Raw genomic sequence first — 13,872 nt, 5'->3', positions numbered from 1 at the left:
CTGGTCACCCCTTCGTCCGCGAAGATACAAATGGTTTCGCTTCTTTAGTAGGTAACAGAGCGATACCGGATTGGACTGGCACGCGGCCACCTGTTTCCGCTGCCCCTCCGGGACCGCGAGGAGACACACACTATGCAAACAGACGGAATCCATCACGTCTCGGCCGTCGCGGGCGACCCGCGGGAGAACCTCCGGTTCTACACGGAGGTCCTCGGACTGCGGTTCGTCAAGCGGACGGTCAACTTCGACGACACGACGACGTATCACCTCTACTACGGCGACGAGACCGGTTCGCCGGGGACCGCGCTCACCTTCTTCCCGTTCGAGGGAACGCGGCGGGGGCGGCCCGGCCGCGGACAGGCGGTCGCGACGGCCTTCGCCGTCCCCGAGGGGAGCCTCGACTACTGGGCGGAGCGGCTCCGGGAGTCGAACGCGACGGTCGGCGAGCGACGAAGCCGCTTCGGCGCGGCCGTCCTTCCGTTCGAGGACCCCGACGGGCAACCGCTCGAACTCGTCGAGACCGACCCCGCCGGTTCGCCGATCGAACCGTGGAGCGGCGGTCCCGTTCCCGAAGAGCACGCGATCCGGGGCTTCTTCGGCGTCACGCTGCACTCCGCGGAACCGGACGCGACGGCGAACGTGCTGGACGTCCTCGGCTTCGACCGCGTCGGCTCCGAAGCCGACGCCGACGACGGGGCCGACCGCGTCCGCTACGCCGCCGCGGGCGATCACGCGACCGTCGTCGACGTGCTCCACCGCGGGCCGCCGCGGGGTCGTCCCGGCGTCGGCACCGTCCACCACGTCGCGTTCCGCGCCGCCGACGAGGACGAACAGCTCGCCTGGCGCGAGCGCCTCTCCGACGCGGGACAGTTCGTGACGCCGCAGAAGGACCGTCAGTACTTCCGGTCGATCTACTTCCGCGAACCCGGCGGGATCCTCTTCGAGATCGCGACCGACGGCCCGGGCTTCACCGTCGACGAATCGGTCGAGGGGCTGGGCTCGGAACTCAGACTCCCCTCGTGGCTGGAAGACGACCGCGAGCGGATCGAGTCGGCGTTGCCGACCCTCGACGCTCCCGGCGACGGCTCCCCCTCCGGAGAGACGACGGCCACGGCCCCAGCGGAAAGCGAAAAGGCCCCGGCGGACGGAGGGTCGAGCGAATGAGCCGACGCACCCCGAGCGGCGACGAAGACCCGGACACCGACGCCGGCCCGCACGCCGACCAGCCGATCCGCACCGCCGGCACCGCGCCCGAAGACGCCGACGCGGCGGTCGTCCTCGTCCACGGGCGGGGCGCGCGGGCCGACGGGATGCTCCAGTTCGCCCGGGAGTTCGGCCGCGACGGCCTCTACTACGTCGCCCCGCAGGCCCAGCGCGGCACCTGGTATCCGAACCGGTTCCTCGCGCCGATCGAGCGGAACCAGCCCCACCTCGACTCGGCGCTGAACCACCTCGCGCGGGCGGTCGAGGAAGCCCGATCCGGCGGACTCCCGGCCGAGAAAGTGGTTCTCGTCGGGTTCTCACAGGGCGCGTGTCTCGTCTCGGAGTTCGTCGCGCGCGACCCGAAGCGCTACGGCGGCCTCGTCCTCCTCTCGGGCGGTCTGATCGGCGAGGAGGGAACCGAGTTCGATCACGAGGGCGACGTCGACGGAATGGCCTTCTTCCTGGGCGTCAGCGACGACGACCCCCACATCCCGATGTCGCGCGCGGAGGAGACCGTCGCGGTCTTCGAGCGCCTGAACGCCGACGTCCGCTTCGACCGCTACGAGGGTCGCGGCCACGGGATCTTCGAGGAGGAGATCGCGTACCTCGAAGACCTCGTCGCGTCCGTCGTCGCCGACTGAACCGCTTCGTCGGCTTCGGAACCTCTTTGGGTCGCTCGTCCGATGACTCCGGTATGAGCGACGGACCCCTCGACGAGGAGACGCTGGCGAAGTACAGGGAGGCCGGAACGGTCCTTCGGGAGGTGCTCGACGAGGCCGCCGAGATGGTCGAACCGGGCGTCACGCAGCTCGAAGTCGCCGAGTTCGCCGAGGCGGAGATCCGAGCGCGCGCCGACGGCTGCGCGTTCCCCGCGAACATCAGCGTCGACGAGGAGGCCTCCCACGCCTCGCCGGGTCGCGACGACGACACCGAGTTCGGCGAGGAGATGGTCTGTCTGGACTGCGGCGTCCACGTCGACGGCTACATCGCCGACGCCGCGGTGACGGTCGACCTCTCGGGGAACGCCGAACTCGTCGAGGCCGCCGAGGAGGCGCTCGACGCCGCCCTCGAGGCGGTCGCGCCCGGCGTCGAGACCGGCGAGGTCGGCGCGGAGATCGAGGACGTCATCCGCGGCTACGGCTACACCCCCGTGTTGAACCTCTCGGGCCACGGCGTCGCCCAGTGGGACGCCCACACGGGTCCGACGATCCCGAACCGCGGCACCGACCGCGGCATCGAACTCGAAGTCGGCGACGTCGTCGCGATCGAGCCCTTCGCGACGACCGGCCGGGGGAAGGTCACCGAGGGATCGAACGCGGAGATCTACAGCCTCGAACGCGATCGGTCGGTGCGGAACCGGACCGCCCGACAGATCCTCGAACAGGTGAAAGAGGAGTACAGGACCCTGCCCTTCGCCGCCCGCTGGCTCGACGAACCGCGGGCGGGGATGGCCATCCAGCGGCTGGAACAGCAGGGCGTCCTCCACGGCTACCCCGTCCTGAAGGAGGACGACGGCGAACTCGTCAGCCAGGCCGAGCACACCGTCGTCGTCACCGAGGACGGCTGCGAGATCCTGACCTCGTGAGCGAGCCGACGATGGAGCAGGTCTTCGCGCCCTGGCGGATCGAGTGGGTCGAGCGCGACCCCGAAGAAAAGAACGTCGAGGGGTGCCCGTTCTGCGTGCTGCCCGAGCGCGAGGAGGACCGGGAGAGTCGGATCGTCGCCCGGGGCGAGCACGCGTTCGTCATCCTGAACAACTACCCGTACAACCCGGGTCACGTGATGATCGTCCCGTACCGCCACACCGGCGAGTGGGGCGACCTCACGGACGCCGAACTGCTCGATCACGCGCGGCTGAAGGTCGCGGCCATCGACGCCCTCGACGAGGCGTTTCACCCCGACGGCGTGAACGCCGGCGAGAACCTCGGCGGCGACGCCGCCGGCGGGTCGATCGACGACCACGTCCACACCCATCTCGTGCCGCGCTGGAGCGGCGACACGAACTTCATGCCCGTGATCGGCGAGACGAAGGTGATCGTCGAGGCGCTTGAAGACACCTACGACCGCCTCCACGAGGCCTTCGCGTCGCTGCCGGCGGCGACCGACGACGGCGAAAGCGAGCGCGACGACGACCACCCGACCCGCGCCGTCAGACTCGACTTCGACGACTGAGCCGACACCCGCACCCGGACGCGGTTCCTCGCGTGCGCCACCCCGTCCAGCCGCAGGTTTATATGCGAACCCGCGGCCAGAAGCCCCGTGATCTGAGGACGACCCCGCGTCGGGCCGCGGTTGCTCGGCACGTCGACGCGGGAGAGGGAACGGCCGCGGGTCGGGCGAGGACCGGCGGGCGTCCCGAGCGGGTGCCGACTGTTCGCCAAAAGACAGCCCCGACTCTACAGTGAACTCCGGCGATCGACGGCGGCCGAAGAACCACCGCGAGCGGGAGTCCCCCGAGTCGGGAGCGCGGGGGCCTCCGGGGGCTACACCGTCTCCGTGTCGGGACCGACAGGTCCGTTCAGCGAACGCTCGTAGGCGACCGAAGCGACTTAGCCTCCTGACGAGTACGCTCGGACGATGAGCGACGACCGAAGGCGCACCGTCCGTCGCGTGGGGCTGATCATCCTCGCGGTGAACCTCGCTCTCGTGCTCGCGAAGGGGGGCGTCTGGGGCCTCACCGGGAGCCTCGCCATCGGCTCGGAGGCCGTCAACAGCCTCGCCGACAGCGTCTACAGCCTCGTCATCGTCGCGGGACTGTACCTGACGACCCAGCCGCCGGACTTCGAGCACCCACACGGCCACGAGCGCATCGAGCCGTTCGTCTCGCTGTTCGTCGCCGTCGGCGTCTTCGCCGCCGGCGGGGCCGTGCTCTGGAACGCGACCACGTCGGTCCTGAACGGCACCTACGGCGTCGAGGCCGGGACAGCCGGTGTCCTCGTGTTACTCGGTACGGCCGGCGCGAAGTACGGCCTCTACCGCTACTGCCTCCGCGTCGGCGAGGAGCGCCACTCGCCGGCGGTCGTCGCCGCCGCGCTCGACAACCGCAACGACATCCTCACCGCGGGCGCGGCGCTCGTCGGCGTCCTCGGGGCGTCGTTCGGCGCGCCCGTCCTCGATCCGGTCGCCGCCGGCGTCGTCTCGCTCGGCATCTTCTACACGGGCTATGAGATCGTCCGCGACAACGTGAACTACCTCGTCGGCGCGGCCCCGCCGGAGGAACTCCGCCGCGAGATCCTCGAACGCGCGCTCGAACACCCGCAGGTCCGCGGCGCGCACGACGTCGTCGCCCACTACGTCGGCCCGGAGGTCGACGTGAGCCTCCACATCGAGGTCGAGGGCGATATGACGCTGTTCGAGGCCCACGACATCGAATCGGCCGTCGTCGAGTCGATCCGCGCGATGCCGGAGGTCGACGACGTGTTCGTCCACGTCGACCCGAAGGAACTCGGCGAGTGGAAGGAGGACGCGCAGGCGGACCGGCTCGTCGGGACGGCGATCGCCCGCGGAAACGACGAGAGGGTCAGCAGTGAAACCGGCGGAAGCGACGGAGAACGGTAGGCTGGCAGAAGAGACGGCGAACGGTAGGTTGGCGGAAGCGACGGCAAACGGTGGGCCAACGAGAACACCGATCGCAGGTCGACCACGACAGCGACGCCGATCAGACCGGTTCGCCGAACGCGTAGACCGTCTGGTGACTCGTCACCTCGACGTCGAGGAAGTCGCCCGGTTCGATCCCTCGTTCGTCCGCATCCCGGACGATGATCTGTCGGTACGCCTCGTCGCGGCACTTCATCGAGTCGCCGGTCCCCTCGCGGACGGCCATCACCCGACGGGTCTCGCCGATCATCGACTCGTAGGCCTCGGCGACGACCTCCCGCTTCAGTTCGGACATCGCCTTCGAGCGCTCCTTCTTCACCGTCCCGCCGAGGCCCTTCATCTCGGCGGCGTCGGTGCCGGGGCGCTTCGAGAAGCGGGTGACGTTCACCTTCTCGGGTCTGACCTCCCGGAACAGCGCCATACTCTGGGCGTGGTCTTCCTCGGTCTCGGTCGGGAAGCCGACGATGAAGTCCGTCGAGAGCGTCCAGTACTCCAGCGTCGAGTCGAACGTCTCGACGATTTCGAGGAACTTCTCGACGCGATGCTGTCGCCGCATATCTTCGAGCACCGTGTCCGACCCCGACTGCACCGGGAGGTGGATGAAGTTGTACAGCTCGTCGTGCCGCGCGAAGACCTCGACGAGTTCCTCGCGGATTCCGTGGATGCCGCCGGGGTTGGCCATCCCCAGCCGGACCCGGAAGTCGCCGTCGATCTCGGTACAGATCCGATCGAGCAGTTCGGGGAGCTTCCTGTCGCCCGTATCCCAGCCGTAGACGCCGGTGTCCTGGCCCGTGATCCGGAGCTCCTTCGCGCCGGCGTGGACTAAGGCGCGGGCCTTCTCGACGTTCTCCTCGACGGGCGGGGAGTCGACGCGGCCGGTCGCGAACTTCGTGATACAGTACGAGCAGTTCGACAGACAGCCCCGGGCGATCGGGAGGATGCCGACGACGCCGTCGAGGACGGGTTCGGTTCCCGGCCCGGGGTTCGGACACTCGCCGTTCGTGACCGCCGTGGGGACGTCGTCCCAGTGGAGGATCTGCGCGTCGACGCCCTCCTCGCGGAACTCCTCGCCCTGTGCGAGCGCCATACAGCCCGTGATGATGAGATCCGCCGTCTCCGACTCCAGCTCTTTGGCCCGACGGAGCATGTTGCGCTCCGTCTTCTCGACCACCGTGCAGGTGTTCATAATGGCGACGTCGGCCGCCTCCGGACCGTCGACGGGGTAGTGGCCGGCGTCGCGGAGCGCGCTCTCGATCTGCCGGCTCTCGCCGCGGTTGGAGGTGCAGCCGTACGTCTCGATGTGGTATCGGGCCATTCGGTCGGTACAGCGTATCCGATCCGCGGGCAAAAGCGCGACGGTTCGGGGTGGGGTGAGGGGACGCGTGCTCTCGTCGAATCAGGGAATCGCCGATGTGACGGGCTTGCAGAGTGAGGTCGGACCGGTCGCCAAACTCGCGAGTCGCCGTCGTGAAAAATAAAACAAAACGAGGCCGCAGATTTCGCGCCGTCAGTTGTTGAACATCTCGCGCATCATCGGGTGCATCTCCATCAGCTGCTCCTCGGCGATCTCCTCGTACAGCTTGTACGTGATAGAGACCGTGAGCAGCAGCCCCGTTCCGGAGACGCCGCCGATGGTGCCGAGCATGTTCGCGAGGACGGCGAGCAGGCCGACCAAGGCGCCGCCGATGACGGTCACCTGCGGGATGTAGCGCTCCATCACCTTCTCGATCACCTGCGGATTCCGACGGAACCCGGGGATCTGCATCCCGGAGTTCTGGATCTGCTTGGCCGTCGCCTCGGGGCCCATCCCCGTCGTCTCGACCCAGAAGATCGCGAAGATCGCACCGCCGATGATCATGAAGATCAGGTCGATCGCGACCCGGATGGCGATCGCCGTCGGCTCCTGGGAGGTGAATCCGAGGAACCACATCCAGTCCTGCCGGGACTGAATCGGCGCGATGTACCAGAACAGGCCGCCGGTGACCTGTCCCTGGGTGTACTGGCCGAGCCAGGCCGGCATCCCCGCCCACCAGTTGTTCAGGATCTGCCCGAGGAACTGGAGGTTCGCCTGCAGCGCGCGAACGAGGATCATCGGCAGGACGCTCGCGTAGATGAGCTTCACGGGGAAACGCCCTCGCGCGCCCTTCACGTTGGCGTGCGAGAGCGGGATCTCGACTCGGACGCTCTCGGCGTAGACGACGACCGCGAAGATGAGGACCGTCGTGATGAGCGCGAGGATCTGTCCCTGTCCGAGGAAGAGATCCGAGAGGCCGCCGGGCGTCAGCGGCGAGCCGATCTCCACCGCGCCGGTGATTATCCCGACCCACGTGGGGAAGAAGCCGCTCTGGCCGCCGAGGCTCTGCCAGCTGAACAGCCCGGCGACGAGCTGCTGGCTCACGCCGGCGATGATGAACAGGCCGACGCCGGAGCCGACGCCCCACTTGCTCACGATTTCGTCCATGAACAGGATGAGGACGCCGCCGACGAAGATCTGCGCGAAGATGATCCCCCGGACGCCGCCGACGCCGACGCCCAGCGACTGGCCGAGCGCCTCGCTCGGCGGGAGGAAGTTGCCGGCGAACACCATCGGAAGCCCCGTCAGGCAGATCATCACGACCACCAGGAGCTTCTGGAGGCCCTGATACAGCACCTGATCGCGGGGGTCGTCAGTGTCCAATCCGAGCAGGTCCGCACCGCCGAGTAGCTGGAGCACGATGCTCGCCGTGACGATCGGACCGATGCCGAGCTGCATGATCGACCCCTGTCCGCCGGCGAGGATGCTACGGAACTGCCCGTAGAAGTCGCTGCCCGCACCGCCCGTCTGCAGACCGAACAGCGGGACGTTCGTCAGGAAGAAATACAGCACGAGGATCCCGGCGGTCCAGCCGAGTTTCCGGCGGAACGGGACGTGTCCCTCCGGACGCACGACTGACGGCATCCGCGTCAGCACCGGTTCGGCGGCCTCCTTCCATCCCATAGATTACTCCTCGTCGCTCTCGTCGTCTTCGTCGGCTTCGGCCTCGGCGAGGAGTTCCTCGCCGCGTTCCGTGAGTTCGACGCTGCCGCCGGCGTCTTCGATGAGTTCGACGGCGCCGTCGGAGAAGGCGTCGGCGACGACGTGCAGTTCCTGTCGGACCTGCCCGCCGCCGAGCACCTTCACGAGGTCGGCGTCCTCGCCGTCCTCGGCGACGTCACGCGCGTCGATGTGGTAGGCGTCGCCCTCGGTTTCGGCGAGACCGTCCGCCGCGAGCAGCGCCGCGTCCTCGTCCAGCGTCCGGACGTTGACCTCGGCGACCGACCGCTTTGCGTCCTCGGGACGCTTGAAGCCGTGTTTGCCGATCGGTTCGTAGTTGTGGAACTCGTGTTTGTCCCGACCCGCGCGACCGCGACCGCCGCGGTGTCCGGCTCCGCGCCGGTTCTTGTGCGTGCCGCCGCCGTGGGTCCGGGAGCCGCGCTGGCGTCGCTTCTTCGACGTCATCGCATGTCCTCCAGGAGTTCGTCGATCTCTTCGGTCCGATGCTTGCCGATCTGACCGCCCTCGGTCGTCGGGTGCTTCTGACCGCGGTGGCCGCCGCGCGGCGGGTGCAGTCGGAGCACCGGCGAGAGACCCTGCTCGCGCAGCGTCGTCTCCTCGTCGACCAGTGCTTCCGCGAGCGCGCCGAAGTCGTCGTAGTCGGTGTGCTCGGCGAGCCACTCCTCGTCGACGTCGGCGTCGCCCTCGGCGGGCTCGGCGCGCGTCCGGAGGACGGTCTCGACGGCGTCCGCGCTCGGTTCGCCGTGCGCGACGTAGTCGTTGACCTTCGTGATCATCCCGCGGTACGTCTCCGTCTCCGGGACGAGCGCGCAGTGGTTCACGTGGTGGATGTTGAGCATCTTGAGCGTGTCGTGCACGGCCGAGCTCATGTTGACGTCGCCGCGGAGCTGAACGACCGCTTGCATCATTCGCTCACCTCTTGCTCGCGCTGCTTCGCGGCGGCGCGGCGCGGCGTCCGCGACTGCGACGCGTTCCGCAGCGCGTTGTACGTCGCCTTCGCGAGGTTGACCGTCGTCCGCGTGTTCCCGTTCGAGCGGGTCCAGGCGTCCTGGACGCCCGCCAGTTCGAGGATGTTGCGGACGGTCGGTGCGGCCGCGAGGCCGAGGCCCTGCGGTGCGGGCATAACCTCGACGGTCACCGAGCCGGCCTTCCCCTCCGCCTTCCGCGTGAGGGAGTTGAGGCCGCCGGCGGAGTCCTCCCACGACCCGGAGCCGCGGTCCACCGAGATGATGTTGAGCTTCGCGACGTCGATCGCCTTCTGGATCGCGGATCCGACCTGATCGTCCCGTCCCTCGGCGTAGCCGAGGTAGCCGTCGCGGTTACCGATCGCGACGACGCAGCGGAACTTCACCCGACGGCCGGAGTCTGTCATCCGCTGGACCATATTGATGTCCAGCACCTCGTCGTCCAGCCCCGGGAGGAGCTGATCGACGAGTTCCGGCTCCTTGAGCGGCAGCCCCGATTCGAGGGCCTGCTCCATCGTCGTGATGTCGCCGTCCTGTACCATTCGGCCGAGCCGCGTGCGCGGCGTCCAGCCATCGTTGCGTTGGCTCATGCGTCCTCCTGTAGTTGCTCGAGCACTTCGTCGAAGTGCTCAGGGAGTTTCGTGGCGTCGAAATCCCCCGAATAGAGGGGCTCGTCGAGCTGCTCGGCGTACGCGGCGATGTGCTCGCCGCGGTTGCGCGACCAGTCCGCGAGAACCGACTCGCTGTGCGGGATCTCGAGGCCAGCGTCTATCGCTCCTTCCTGCACCGCGAACACCTTGTTACCGGGCGTCGCGGTGTTCAGTCCGATGTCGAGGACGGCCTCTTCGAGACCGGCCTCGACGGCTCGCGTTCCGGCGAGGAATCCCGTCAGGTACGCGCTCGGCAGGTTCCCAGTGGGAGCCTCCCAGCCGTACTCGGCGAGATCCTCGGAGGACGCGGCCGCGTGCGTTTCGTCTCCGTCGGGTCCGGGGGTGATCAGCTGCGCCCTGACGTGCTTGTTGCTCGTGCGAGCAACGAGGCGGGGCTTGCCCGATTTCAGCAGGCGCAACCTCTGGTGGTAGTCCGTCCGGACCTCGCGGCGACGCCGCATCGGCACCTTGTACCGTGGTCCTGTTGCCATTATTCTATCTCCACGTCGTAGTTGTTCCGAATGTATGCTTCGAGCCGTGCCACGTCGTCGAACTCGCCACCCGACGCCTTGTTGTACACTTCGCGGTACTGCGTCGCGGTGAGCGGGCCGTCGTCGCGCAGTTCCTTCAGGCGACGACGCTGTGCGCGGATCCGGCTGACCCATTCGTCTTTCGAGTTCTTCCGACCGCCGGCTTTCCCCTTGCGGGAACCGGGGCCCTTGCGGTGGCCGTACGCGCGCTTCTCGGCGCGTTCGCGGGCGCGACCCTTGGAGTTGCCCTTCGCGTCCTTCGCGCGAATGGTCCCCTGATCGACCAGGTCACGGATGTCCTCGCGGGTGATGGCCTCCGCAATCTCGGACTGTTCGTCTGGATCGAACCAGACGCGGCTTTTGCCGACGTCGAGGACGTCGGCCGCCATACGCTTCTGTGCTCTCAGATCCGTCATCGTTATTCTTCGACCTCCACTTCGACGTAGGTCGGGTTGAGGACGCGGATCTCGCGGTCCTCAGCCACTTCCTCGATTCGTTCGCGCTTGCGCGCGCCGACCTTCGAGGCGATGCGAACGGCCTGGGTGTCCCCGTCGACGCCTTCCAGGTCGTCGACGTTGTGGACGCGAACCTCCTCGAAGCCCGAGGGGTGCAGGCCGCGTGCGGCCTTCGGCGAGCGGAAGCCCGCCTCGACCATGTCGCCCTTTCCTTTGATGCCGCGGCGCTGCTTCGAGAGGTTGCCGCGGGGCTTCCGCCAGGATTCGGGCACGCGTTTCTTCGCGTGGTACTTCTGTCGACGGAACGCGGGCTTTCCCTCTCGGTGCTTCTGACCGAGGGCGCGCGCGGTCTCGTCGTCGAGTTCGGGCGTCTTGTCGGCGTGGCCGCGGGGACGGAGTTCCGTCTCGACGTCCTCGTCGGCCTCCTCCTCGGTCTCGTCTTCGACTTCGGCCTCGGTCTCCTCTGAGACCTCGAGTCCGCCCACGTCGGCCTTGATACGGGCCGCGAGCGCGTTGCCGACGCCGTCGACGTCTGCGAGTTCCGACTGGCTGGCCGCCTTCACGTCGGCGACGCTCTCGTAGCCGGCCTCGCGCAGCGCGTCGGCCTTCGAGGGGCCGACGCCGCTGATGTCTTCGAGCGACTCGATCTCGGCTTCGTTCTCGGCGTCTTCTTCGGACATCTCAGGCACCTCCGGTCTGCGGTTTCTGCGTGATGTAGACGCCGTCCTGGAAGACGCGCGTGTCCTTGTCCGTCACGCGAGTGAGCTGTTCGATGTCGGCGGCGGTCTGCCCGACGTCCTCTTTCGAGGGGCCCGTCAGGGTGACCACTTCGCCGTCGACCTGTACCTCCGTGTCTCCGCGGATCGGCGTCCGTCGCGAGGACTTCTCTCCGAGGAAGTTCTCGATGACGACTTCGTCGCCCTCGACGTCGACCTGCATCGGGAAGTGAGCGTAGTAGACTTCCATCTCGTACGTCCAGCCTTCGGTGACCCCGTGGAGCATGTTCGACACGTGGCTCTCGAAGGTCCCGACGGTGGCGTTCGTCTTGGCGTCCTCCTCCTCGGCGGCGATGACGATCTGCTCGTCCTCGACGCTCACGCTGACGGAGGGGTACCACAGCGTCCGGGTGACGCTGCCGTTCGGCCCCTCGACCGTCAGATCGAGGTTGGACACCTCGGCGGAGACCTCGTCCGGAATTTCGATTTCTACTCTGGTCATAGTATCAGTACACGTAGGCGATTACTTGGCCACCGATGCCCTGTTCGCGGGCCTCGTAGTGGCTCATGACGCCGTGGCTCGTCGTGACGATGAGCGTCCCGTAGTCGCGGGCGGGGAGGTATCGCTTCTCCCACTTCTCGAACTCGTCTGCGCCCGCCGAGTAGCGGGGCTTGACGGCACCACATTCGTTGATTGCGCCGCTCAGTTCGACCTCGAAGCGTCCGGCCTTGCCGTCGTCGACGAACTCGAAGCCGTCGATGTACCCGCGGTCGTAGAAGACCTCGAGGACGGAGCCGATGACGTTGGAGGCGGGCTGTATCTCGTGGGACAGGTGCCCGACGCTCTCGGCGTTGTCGACGCCGGCGAGCGCGTTGGCGAGTGGATCGTTTCCTGCCATAGTTATCGGTACTTCTTGAATCCCATCTCGCGGGCGACCTCGCGGAAGCACTGTCGGCACAGGTAGATCTCGTACTTACCGACGAGACCCTGATTGCGGCCGCAGCGTCGGCACTCGTGGCTCTGGCCCGTGCGCCGGCTCGCGTGCTCGCCCGTCTGTTCTGTCTCTGATTCGCTCATGAGTCTGTGGCCTCCACGTCGACGTCGAAGGCGTCCTCGACGAAGACGATCGCGTCCTCGGGCGTCAGTCGGTGTCGGTTCGGGATCGACTGGGACGCCTTGTTGCGCTTTTTCACCCGGTATCCGGGGCGGACGAGGTTGACCGTCACGTCCAGCCCGTAGATCCCGATCTGCGGGTCGTACTCCTGAGAGGGGAAGTCGGTGTGCTCTTCGACACCGAAGCTGAAGTTCCCCGTCTCGTCGAACTGCCGCTCTTTGAGGTCGGCGATCGGCAGCGACTTCTCTAAGAAGGCCTCCGCCTCCTCGCCGCGAAGAGTGACCTTCGCGCCGACGGGGTCGCCGACGCGGGACCCGAACTGGGTCGCCGCGCGGGTCGCCTGCGTGCGGACGGCTTCCTGGCCGGCGATCTCCTCGAGGATCTCCTCGGCGTTCGCGAGCTCGCGACCGCCCTCGCCGACGCCCATGTGGACGACGACCTTCTCGATCTGCGGTTCGCGCATCTCGTGGAACTCCGCCTCGCTCATTCGTCGTCACCTCCGTCGGTGGCGTCGGCCTCGTCGTCGGACGAGACGTCCGAATCGTCGGCGTCCTCGTCGTCGACGAACTGCTCGTCGATGACGACGACGTACTCCTCGATCGTCTCGAAGGCGTCCTCGCCGGTGTCGACGACGACGGTGTTGTCGCCGCTGCCGGCGGTCACGACGATCTCGTCGACCTCGCCGATCTCGCCCGAGTGCGAGCCGTCGACGGCGGTGACGAGTGCGCCCTCCTCGTAGGAGAAGTGCGCGACGATCTCTTTGGTCTCGTTGTCGACGACGAGCGAGTCCTTCGTGGCGTACTCGCTCGCGTCCTCGACGCGGAGGTTCGAGCCGTCGTGCAGCGTCAGCTGCGTGTCGCCGCCGCTGACGTCCTGCTTTCGGACGATCTTGCCGAGTCGGCCGTCTGCCGCGTCGGCGTCGATCGGCGTCAGCGCCAGGCGTCCGCCCTCCTCGGGGAAGACGCGGTAGTACTCTTCGCGCTCGGTGAACGCGAGGATGTCGAACATCCCCACCGGGCGCTGCTCGTCGGAGACGGCGTCGCCGTTGACGAGGACCGAGCCCTCGTTGAGGGCGTAGCGCGCCTCCTTCTTCGAGTCGACGTAACCGAGCACGTCCCGCAGGAGGATGAGCAGGGGAACCCCCGCCTCTCCGTGCGGACCCGCGCCGGCCTTGACCGTGAACGTGCCCGTCTTCCGCTCGACGGGCCAGGCGTTCGGGGCCGAAAGTCGCTTCTGGTGTCGGGTCATGCTTCGTCCTCCGTCGCTCGCAGCCGCGCCTCGCGGCGGTCGTCTTCCAGATCCAGTTCGGTCACGCGGAGGTTCGAGGCGTCGAGCGGACGAGGCACTTCCTCGCCGTCGGCCTTCTCGACCGTCACGTCTTCGACGTGAACGACCGTGTCCGTGAGGTCCACCTCGACGACTTCGGCCTCCGTGCCGGCGTAGTCGCCGCGGAGCACCTCGACGGTATCGCCCGCGTTGACGCGAACGTTCCGCTGTCCGTACTCCTCGCGGAGCTCGTCGGACAGCGTCGCGCGGACCTGGTTCTGCCGCTCGTGCAGGGGCGCGTTCTGCGTCTGCGTTCGCTGTTTGCGTGGTTGTTCAGTCAT

General features: G+C 67.7%; 19 protein-coding genes. 5 read left to right on the top strand and 14 right to left on the bottom strand.

What is annotated here, in order from left to right; genetic code table 11:
- Positions 1-132 precede the first annotated feature (132 nt).
- The 5 genes from DV707_RS03255 to DV707_RS03235 all read left to right on the top strand — a co-directional run bounded on the left by DV707_RS03255 (position 133) and on the right by DV707_RS03235 (position 4,761).
- The gene (locus tag DV707_RS03255) at positions 133-1,164 is read left to right on the top strand and encodes a ring-cleaving dioxygenase (RefSeq protein WP_103990637.1); all 1,032 of its coding nucleotides are present in this window, start codon (positions 133-135) and stop codon (positions 1,162-1,164) included.
- Positions 1,161-1,844, top strand: a complete 684-nt coding sequence (locus DV707_RS03250) for an alpha/beta hydrolase (RefSeq protein ID WP_103990638.1) — start codon at positions 1,161-1,163, stop codon at positions 1,842-1,844. The genes DV707_RS03255 and DV707_RS03250 overlap by 4 nt, the downstream gene beginning before the upstream one ends.
- Before the next feature lie 53 nt (positions 1,845-1,897).
- Positions 1,898-2,788: a type II methionyl aminopeptidase gene (gene map, locus DV707_RS03245; RefSeq protein WP_103990639.1), complete on the top strand. Its 891-nt coding sequence runs from the start codon at positions 1,898-1,900 to the stop codon at positions 2,786-2,788.
- 11 nt (positions 2,789-2,799) lie between these two features.
- Complete coding sequence (locus tag DV707_RS03240) at positions 2,800-3,375, top strand: HIT family protein (RefSeq protein WP_103991239.1); 576 nt, start codon at positions 2,800-2,802, stop codon at positions 3,373-3,375.
- Positions 3,376-3,780: 405 nt separating this feature from the next.
- Entirely contained in the window at positions 3,781-4,761 is a 981-nt protein-coding gene (locus DV707_RS03235) for a cation diffusion facilitator family transporter (RefSeq protein ID WP_103990640.1), read from the top strand.
- 100 nt (positions 4,762-4,861) lie between these two features.
- Here the strand turns inward: DV707_RS03235 and DV707_RS03230 are convergent, their stop codons facing one another.
- The 14 genes from DV707_RS03230 to rplX all read right to left on the bottom strand — a co-directional run bounded on the left by DV707_RS03230 (position 4,862) and on the right by rplX (position 13,872).
- Complete coding sequence (locus tag DV707_RS03230; protein WP_103990641.1) at positions 4,862-6,115, bottom strand: tRNA (N(6)-L-threonylcarbamoyladenosine(37)-C(2))-methylthiotransferase; 1,254 nt, start codon at positions 6,113-6,115, stop codon at positions 4,862-4,864.
- 192 nt (positions 6,116-6,307) lie between these two features.
- Complete coding sequence (secY, locus tag DV707_RS03225) at positions 6,308-7,777, bottom strand: preprotein translocase subunit SecY (RefSeq protein ID WP_103990642.1); 1,470 nt, start codon at positions 7,775-7,777, stop codon at positions 6,308-6,310.
- 3 nt (positions 7,778-7,780) lie between these two features.
- A complete protein-coding gene (locus DV707_RS03220; protein ID WP_103990643.1) occupies positions 7,781-8,278 on the bottom strand; it encodes an uL15m family ribosomal protein in 498 nt (165 codons plus the stop codon).
- Positions 8,275-8,739, bottom strand: coding sequence for a 50S ribosomal protein L30 (locus DV707_RS03215; RefSeq protein ID WP_103990644.1), 465 nt, complete (start codon positions 8,737-8,739; stop codon positions 8,275-8,277). The genes DV707_RS03220 and DV707_RS03215 overlap by 4 nt, the downstream gene beginning before the upstream one ends.
- On the bottom strand, positions 8,739-9,389 hold the full coding sequence (locus DV707_RS03210) for a 30S ribosomal protein S5 (RefSeq protein ID WP_103990645.1): 651 nt from the start codon (positions 9,387-9,389) through the stop codon (positions 8,739-8,741). Before DV707_RS03210 ends, DV707_RS03215 begins: the two co-directional genes overlap by 1 nt.
- On the bottom strand, positions 9,386-9,940 hold the full coding sequence (locus DV707_RS03205; RefSeq protein ID WP_103990646.1) for a 50S ribosomal protein L18: 555 nt from the start codon (positions 9,938-9,940) through the stop codon (positions 9,386-9,388). Before DV707_RS03205 ends, DV707_RS03210 begins: the two co-directional genes overlap by 4 nt.
- Positions 9,940-10,395 carry a 50S ribosomal protein L19e gene (locus DV707_RS03200; protein ID WP_103990647.1) on the bottom strand — a complete coding sequence of 152 codons (456 nt, stop codon included), beginning with the start codon at positions 10,393-10,395 and terminating at the stop codon, positions 9,940-9,942. The genes DV707_RS03205 and DV707_RS03200 overlap by 1 nt, the downstream gene beginning before the upstream one ends.
- A gap of 2 nt (positions 10,396-10,397) precedes the next feature.
- Complete coding sequence (locus DV707_RS03195; protein WP_103990648.1) at positions 10,398-11,114, bottom strand: 50S ribosomal protein L32e; 717 nt, start codon at positions 11,112-11,114, stop codon at positions 10,398-10,400.
- Position 11,115: 1 nt separating this feature from the next.
- The gene (locus DV707_RS03190) at positions 11,116-11,652 is read right to left on the bottom strand and encodes a 50S ribosomal protein L6 (RefSeq protein WP_103990649.1); all 537 of its coding nucleotides are present in this window, start codon (positions 11,650-11,652) and stop codon (positions 11,116-11,118) included.
- Between the two features lie 4 nt (positions 11,653-11,656).
- Positions 11,657-12,049, bottom strand: a complete 393-nt coding sequence (locus DV707_RS03185; protein WP_103990650.1) for a 30S ribosomal protein S8 — start codon at positions 12,047-12,049, stop codon at positions 11,657-11,659.
- 2 nt (positions 12,050-12,051) lie between these two features.
- A complete protein-coding gene (locus DV707_RS03180; RefSeq protein WP_049985035.1) occupies positions 12,052-12,228 on the bottom strand; it encodes a 30S ribosomal protein S14 in 177 nt (58 codons plus the stop codon).
- On the bottom strand, positions 12,225-12,752 hold the full coding sequence (locus DV707_RS03175) for a 50S ribosomal protein L5 (RefSeq protein WP_103990651.1): 528 nt from the start codon (positions 12,750-12,752) through the stop codon (positions 12,225-12,227). The genes DV707_RS03180 and DV707_RS03175 overlap by 4 nt, the downstream gene beginning before the upstream one ends.
- Positions 12,749-13,513 (bottom strand): 30S ribosomal protein S4e, encoded by a 765-nt coding sequence (locus tag DV707_RS03170; RefSeq protein ID WP_103990652.1) that lies wholly within the window; start codon positions 13,511-13,513, stop codon positions 12,749-12,751. The genes DV707_RS03175 and DV707_RS03170 overlap by 4 nt, the downstream gene beginning before the upstream one ends.
- Positions 13,510-13,872 (bottom strand): 50S ribosomal protein L24, encoded by a 363-nt coding sequence (gene rplX / locus DV707_RS03165; protein ID WP_103990653.1) that lies wholly within the window; start codon positions 13,870-13,872, stop codon positions 13,510-13,512. The genes DV707_RS03170 and rplX overlap by 4 nt, the downstream gene beginning before the upstream one ends.

The organism is Halobellus limi (assembly GCF_004799685.1).
Taxonomy (GTDB): domain Archaea; phylum Halobacteriota; class Halobacteria; order Halobacteriales; family Haloferacaceae; genus Haloquadratum; species Haloquadratum limi.
The sequence above is the reverse complement of the archived record's forward strand: the minus strand, read 5'-3'. Positions and strand labels throughout refer to the sequence as shown.

Bases quoted from the DNA above. Each gene is read 5' to 3' on its own strand.
- DV707_RS03250 (WP_103990638.1), top strand. From the start codon at position 1,161: ATGAGCCGACGCACCCCGAGCGGCGACGAAGACCCGGACACCGACGCC.
- DV707_RS03180 (WP_049985035.1), bottom strand. From the start codon at position 12,228: ATGAGCGAATCAGAGACAGAACAGACGGGCGAGCACGCGAGCCGGCGC.
- DV707_RS03175 (WP_103990651.1), bottom strand. From the start codon at position 12,752: ATGAGCGAGGCGGAGTTCCACGAGATGCGCGAACCGCAGATCGAGAAG.
- DV707_RS03195 (WP_103990648.1), bottom strand. From the start codon at position 11,114: ATGTCCGAAGAAGACGCCGAGAACGAAGCCGAGATCGAGTCGCTCGAA.
- DV707_RS03240 (WP_103991239.1), top strand. From the start codon at position 2,800: ATGGAGCAGGTCTTCGCGCCCTGGCGGATCGAGTGGGTCGAGCGCGAC.
- rplX (WP_103990653.1), bottom strand. From the start codon at position 13,872: ATGACTGAACAACCACGCAAACAGCGAACGCAGACGCAGAACGCGCCC.
- DV707_RS03200 (WP_103990647.1), bottom strand. From the start codon at position 10,395: ATGACGGATCTGAGAGCACAGAAGCGTATGGCGGCCGACGTCCTCGAC.
- secY (WP_103990642.1), bottom strand. From the start codon at position 7,777: ATGGGATGGAAGGAGGCCGCCGAACCGGTGCTGACGCGGATGCCGTCA.
- DV707_RS03220 (WP_103990643.1), bottom strand. From the start codon at position 8,278: ATGACGTCGAAGAAGCGACGCCAGCGCGGCTCCCGGACCCACGGCGGC.
- DV707_RS03255 (WP_103990637.1), top strand. From the start codon at position 133: ATGCAAACAGACGGAATCCATCACGTCTCGGCCGTCGCGGGCGACCCG.
- DV707_RS03170 (WP_103990652.1), bottom strand. From the start codon at position 13,513: ATGACCCGACACCAGAAGCGACTTTCGGCCCCGAACGCCTGGCCCGTC.
- DV707_RS03235 (WP_103990640.1), top strand. From the start codon at position 3,781: ATGAGCGACGACCGAAGGCGCACCGTCCGTCGCGTGGGGCTGATCATC.
- DV707_RS03185 (WP_103990650.1), bottom strand. From the start codon at position 12,049: ATGGCAGGAAACGATCCACTCGCCAACGCGCTCGCCGGCGTCGACAAC.
- DV707_RS03205 (WP_103990646.1), bottom strand. From the start codon at position 9,940: ATGGCAACAGGACCACGGTACAAGGTGCCGATGCGGCGTCGCCGCGAG.
- DV707_RS03190 (WP_103990649.1), bottom strand. From the start codon at position 11,652: ATGACCAGAGTAGAAATCGAAATTCCGGACGAGGTCTCCGCCGAGGTG.
- map (WP_103990639.1), top strand. From the start codon at position 1,898: ATGAGCGACGGACCCCTCGACGAGGAGACGCTGGCGAAGTACAGGGAG.
- DV707_RS03230 (WP_103990641.1), bottom strand. From the start codon at position 6,115: ATGGCCCGATACCACATCGAGACGTACGGCTGCACCTCCAACCGCGGC.
- DV707_RS03210 (WP_103990645.1), bottom strand. From the start codon at position 9,389: ATGAGCCAACGCAACGATGGCTGGACGCCGCGCACGCGGCTCGGCCGA.
- DV707_RS03215 (WP_103990644.1), bottom strand. From the start codon at position 8,739: ATGCAAGCGGTCGTTCAGCTCCGCGGCGACGTCAACATGAGCTCGGCC.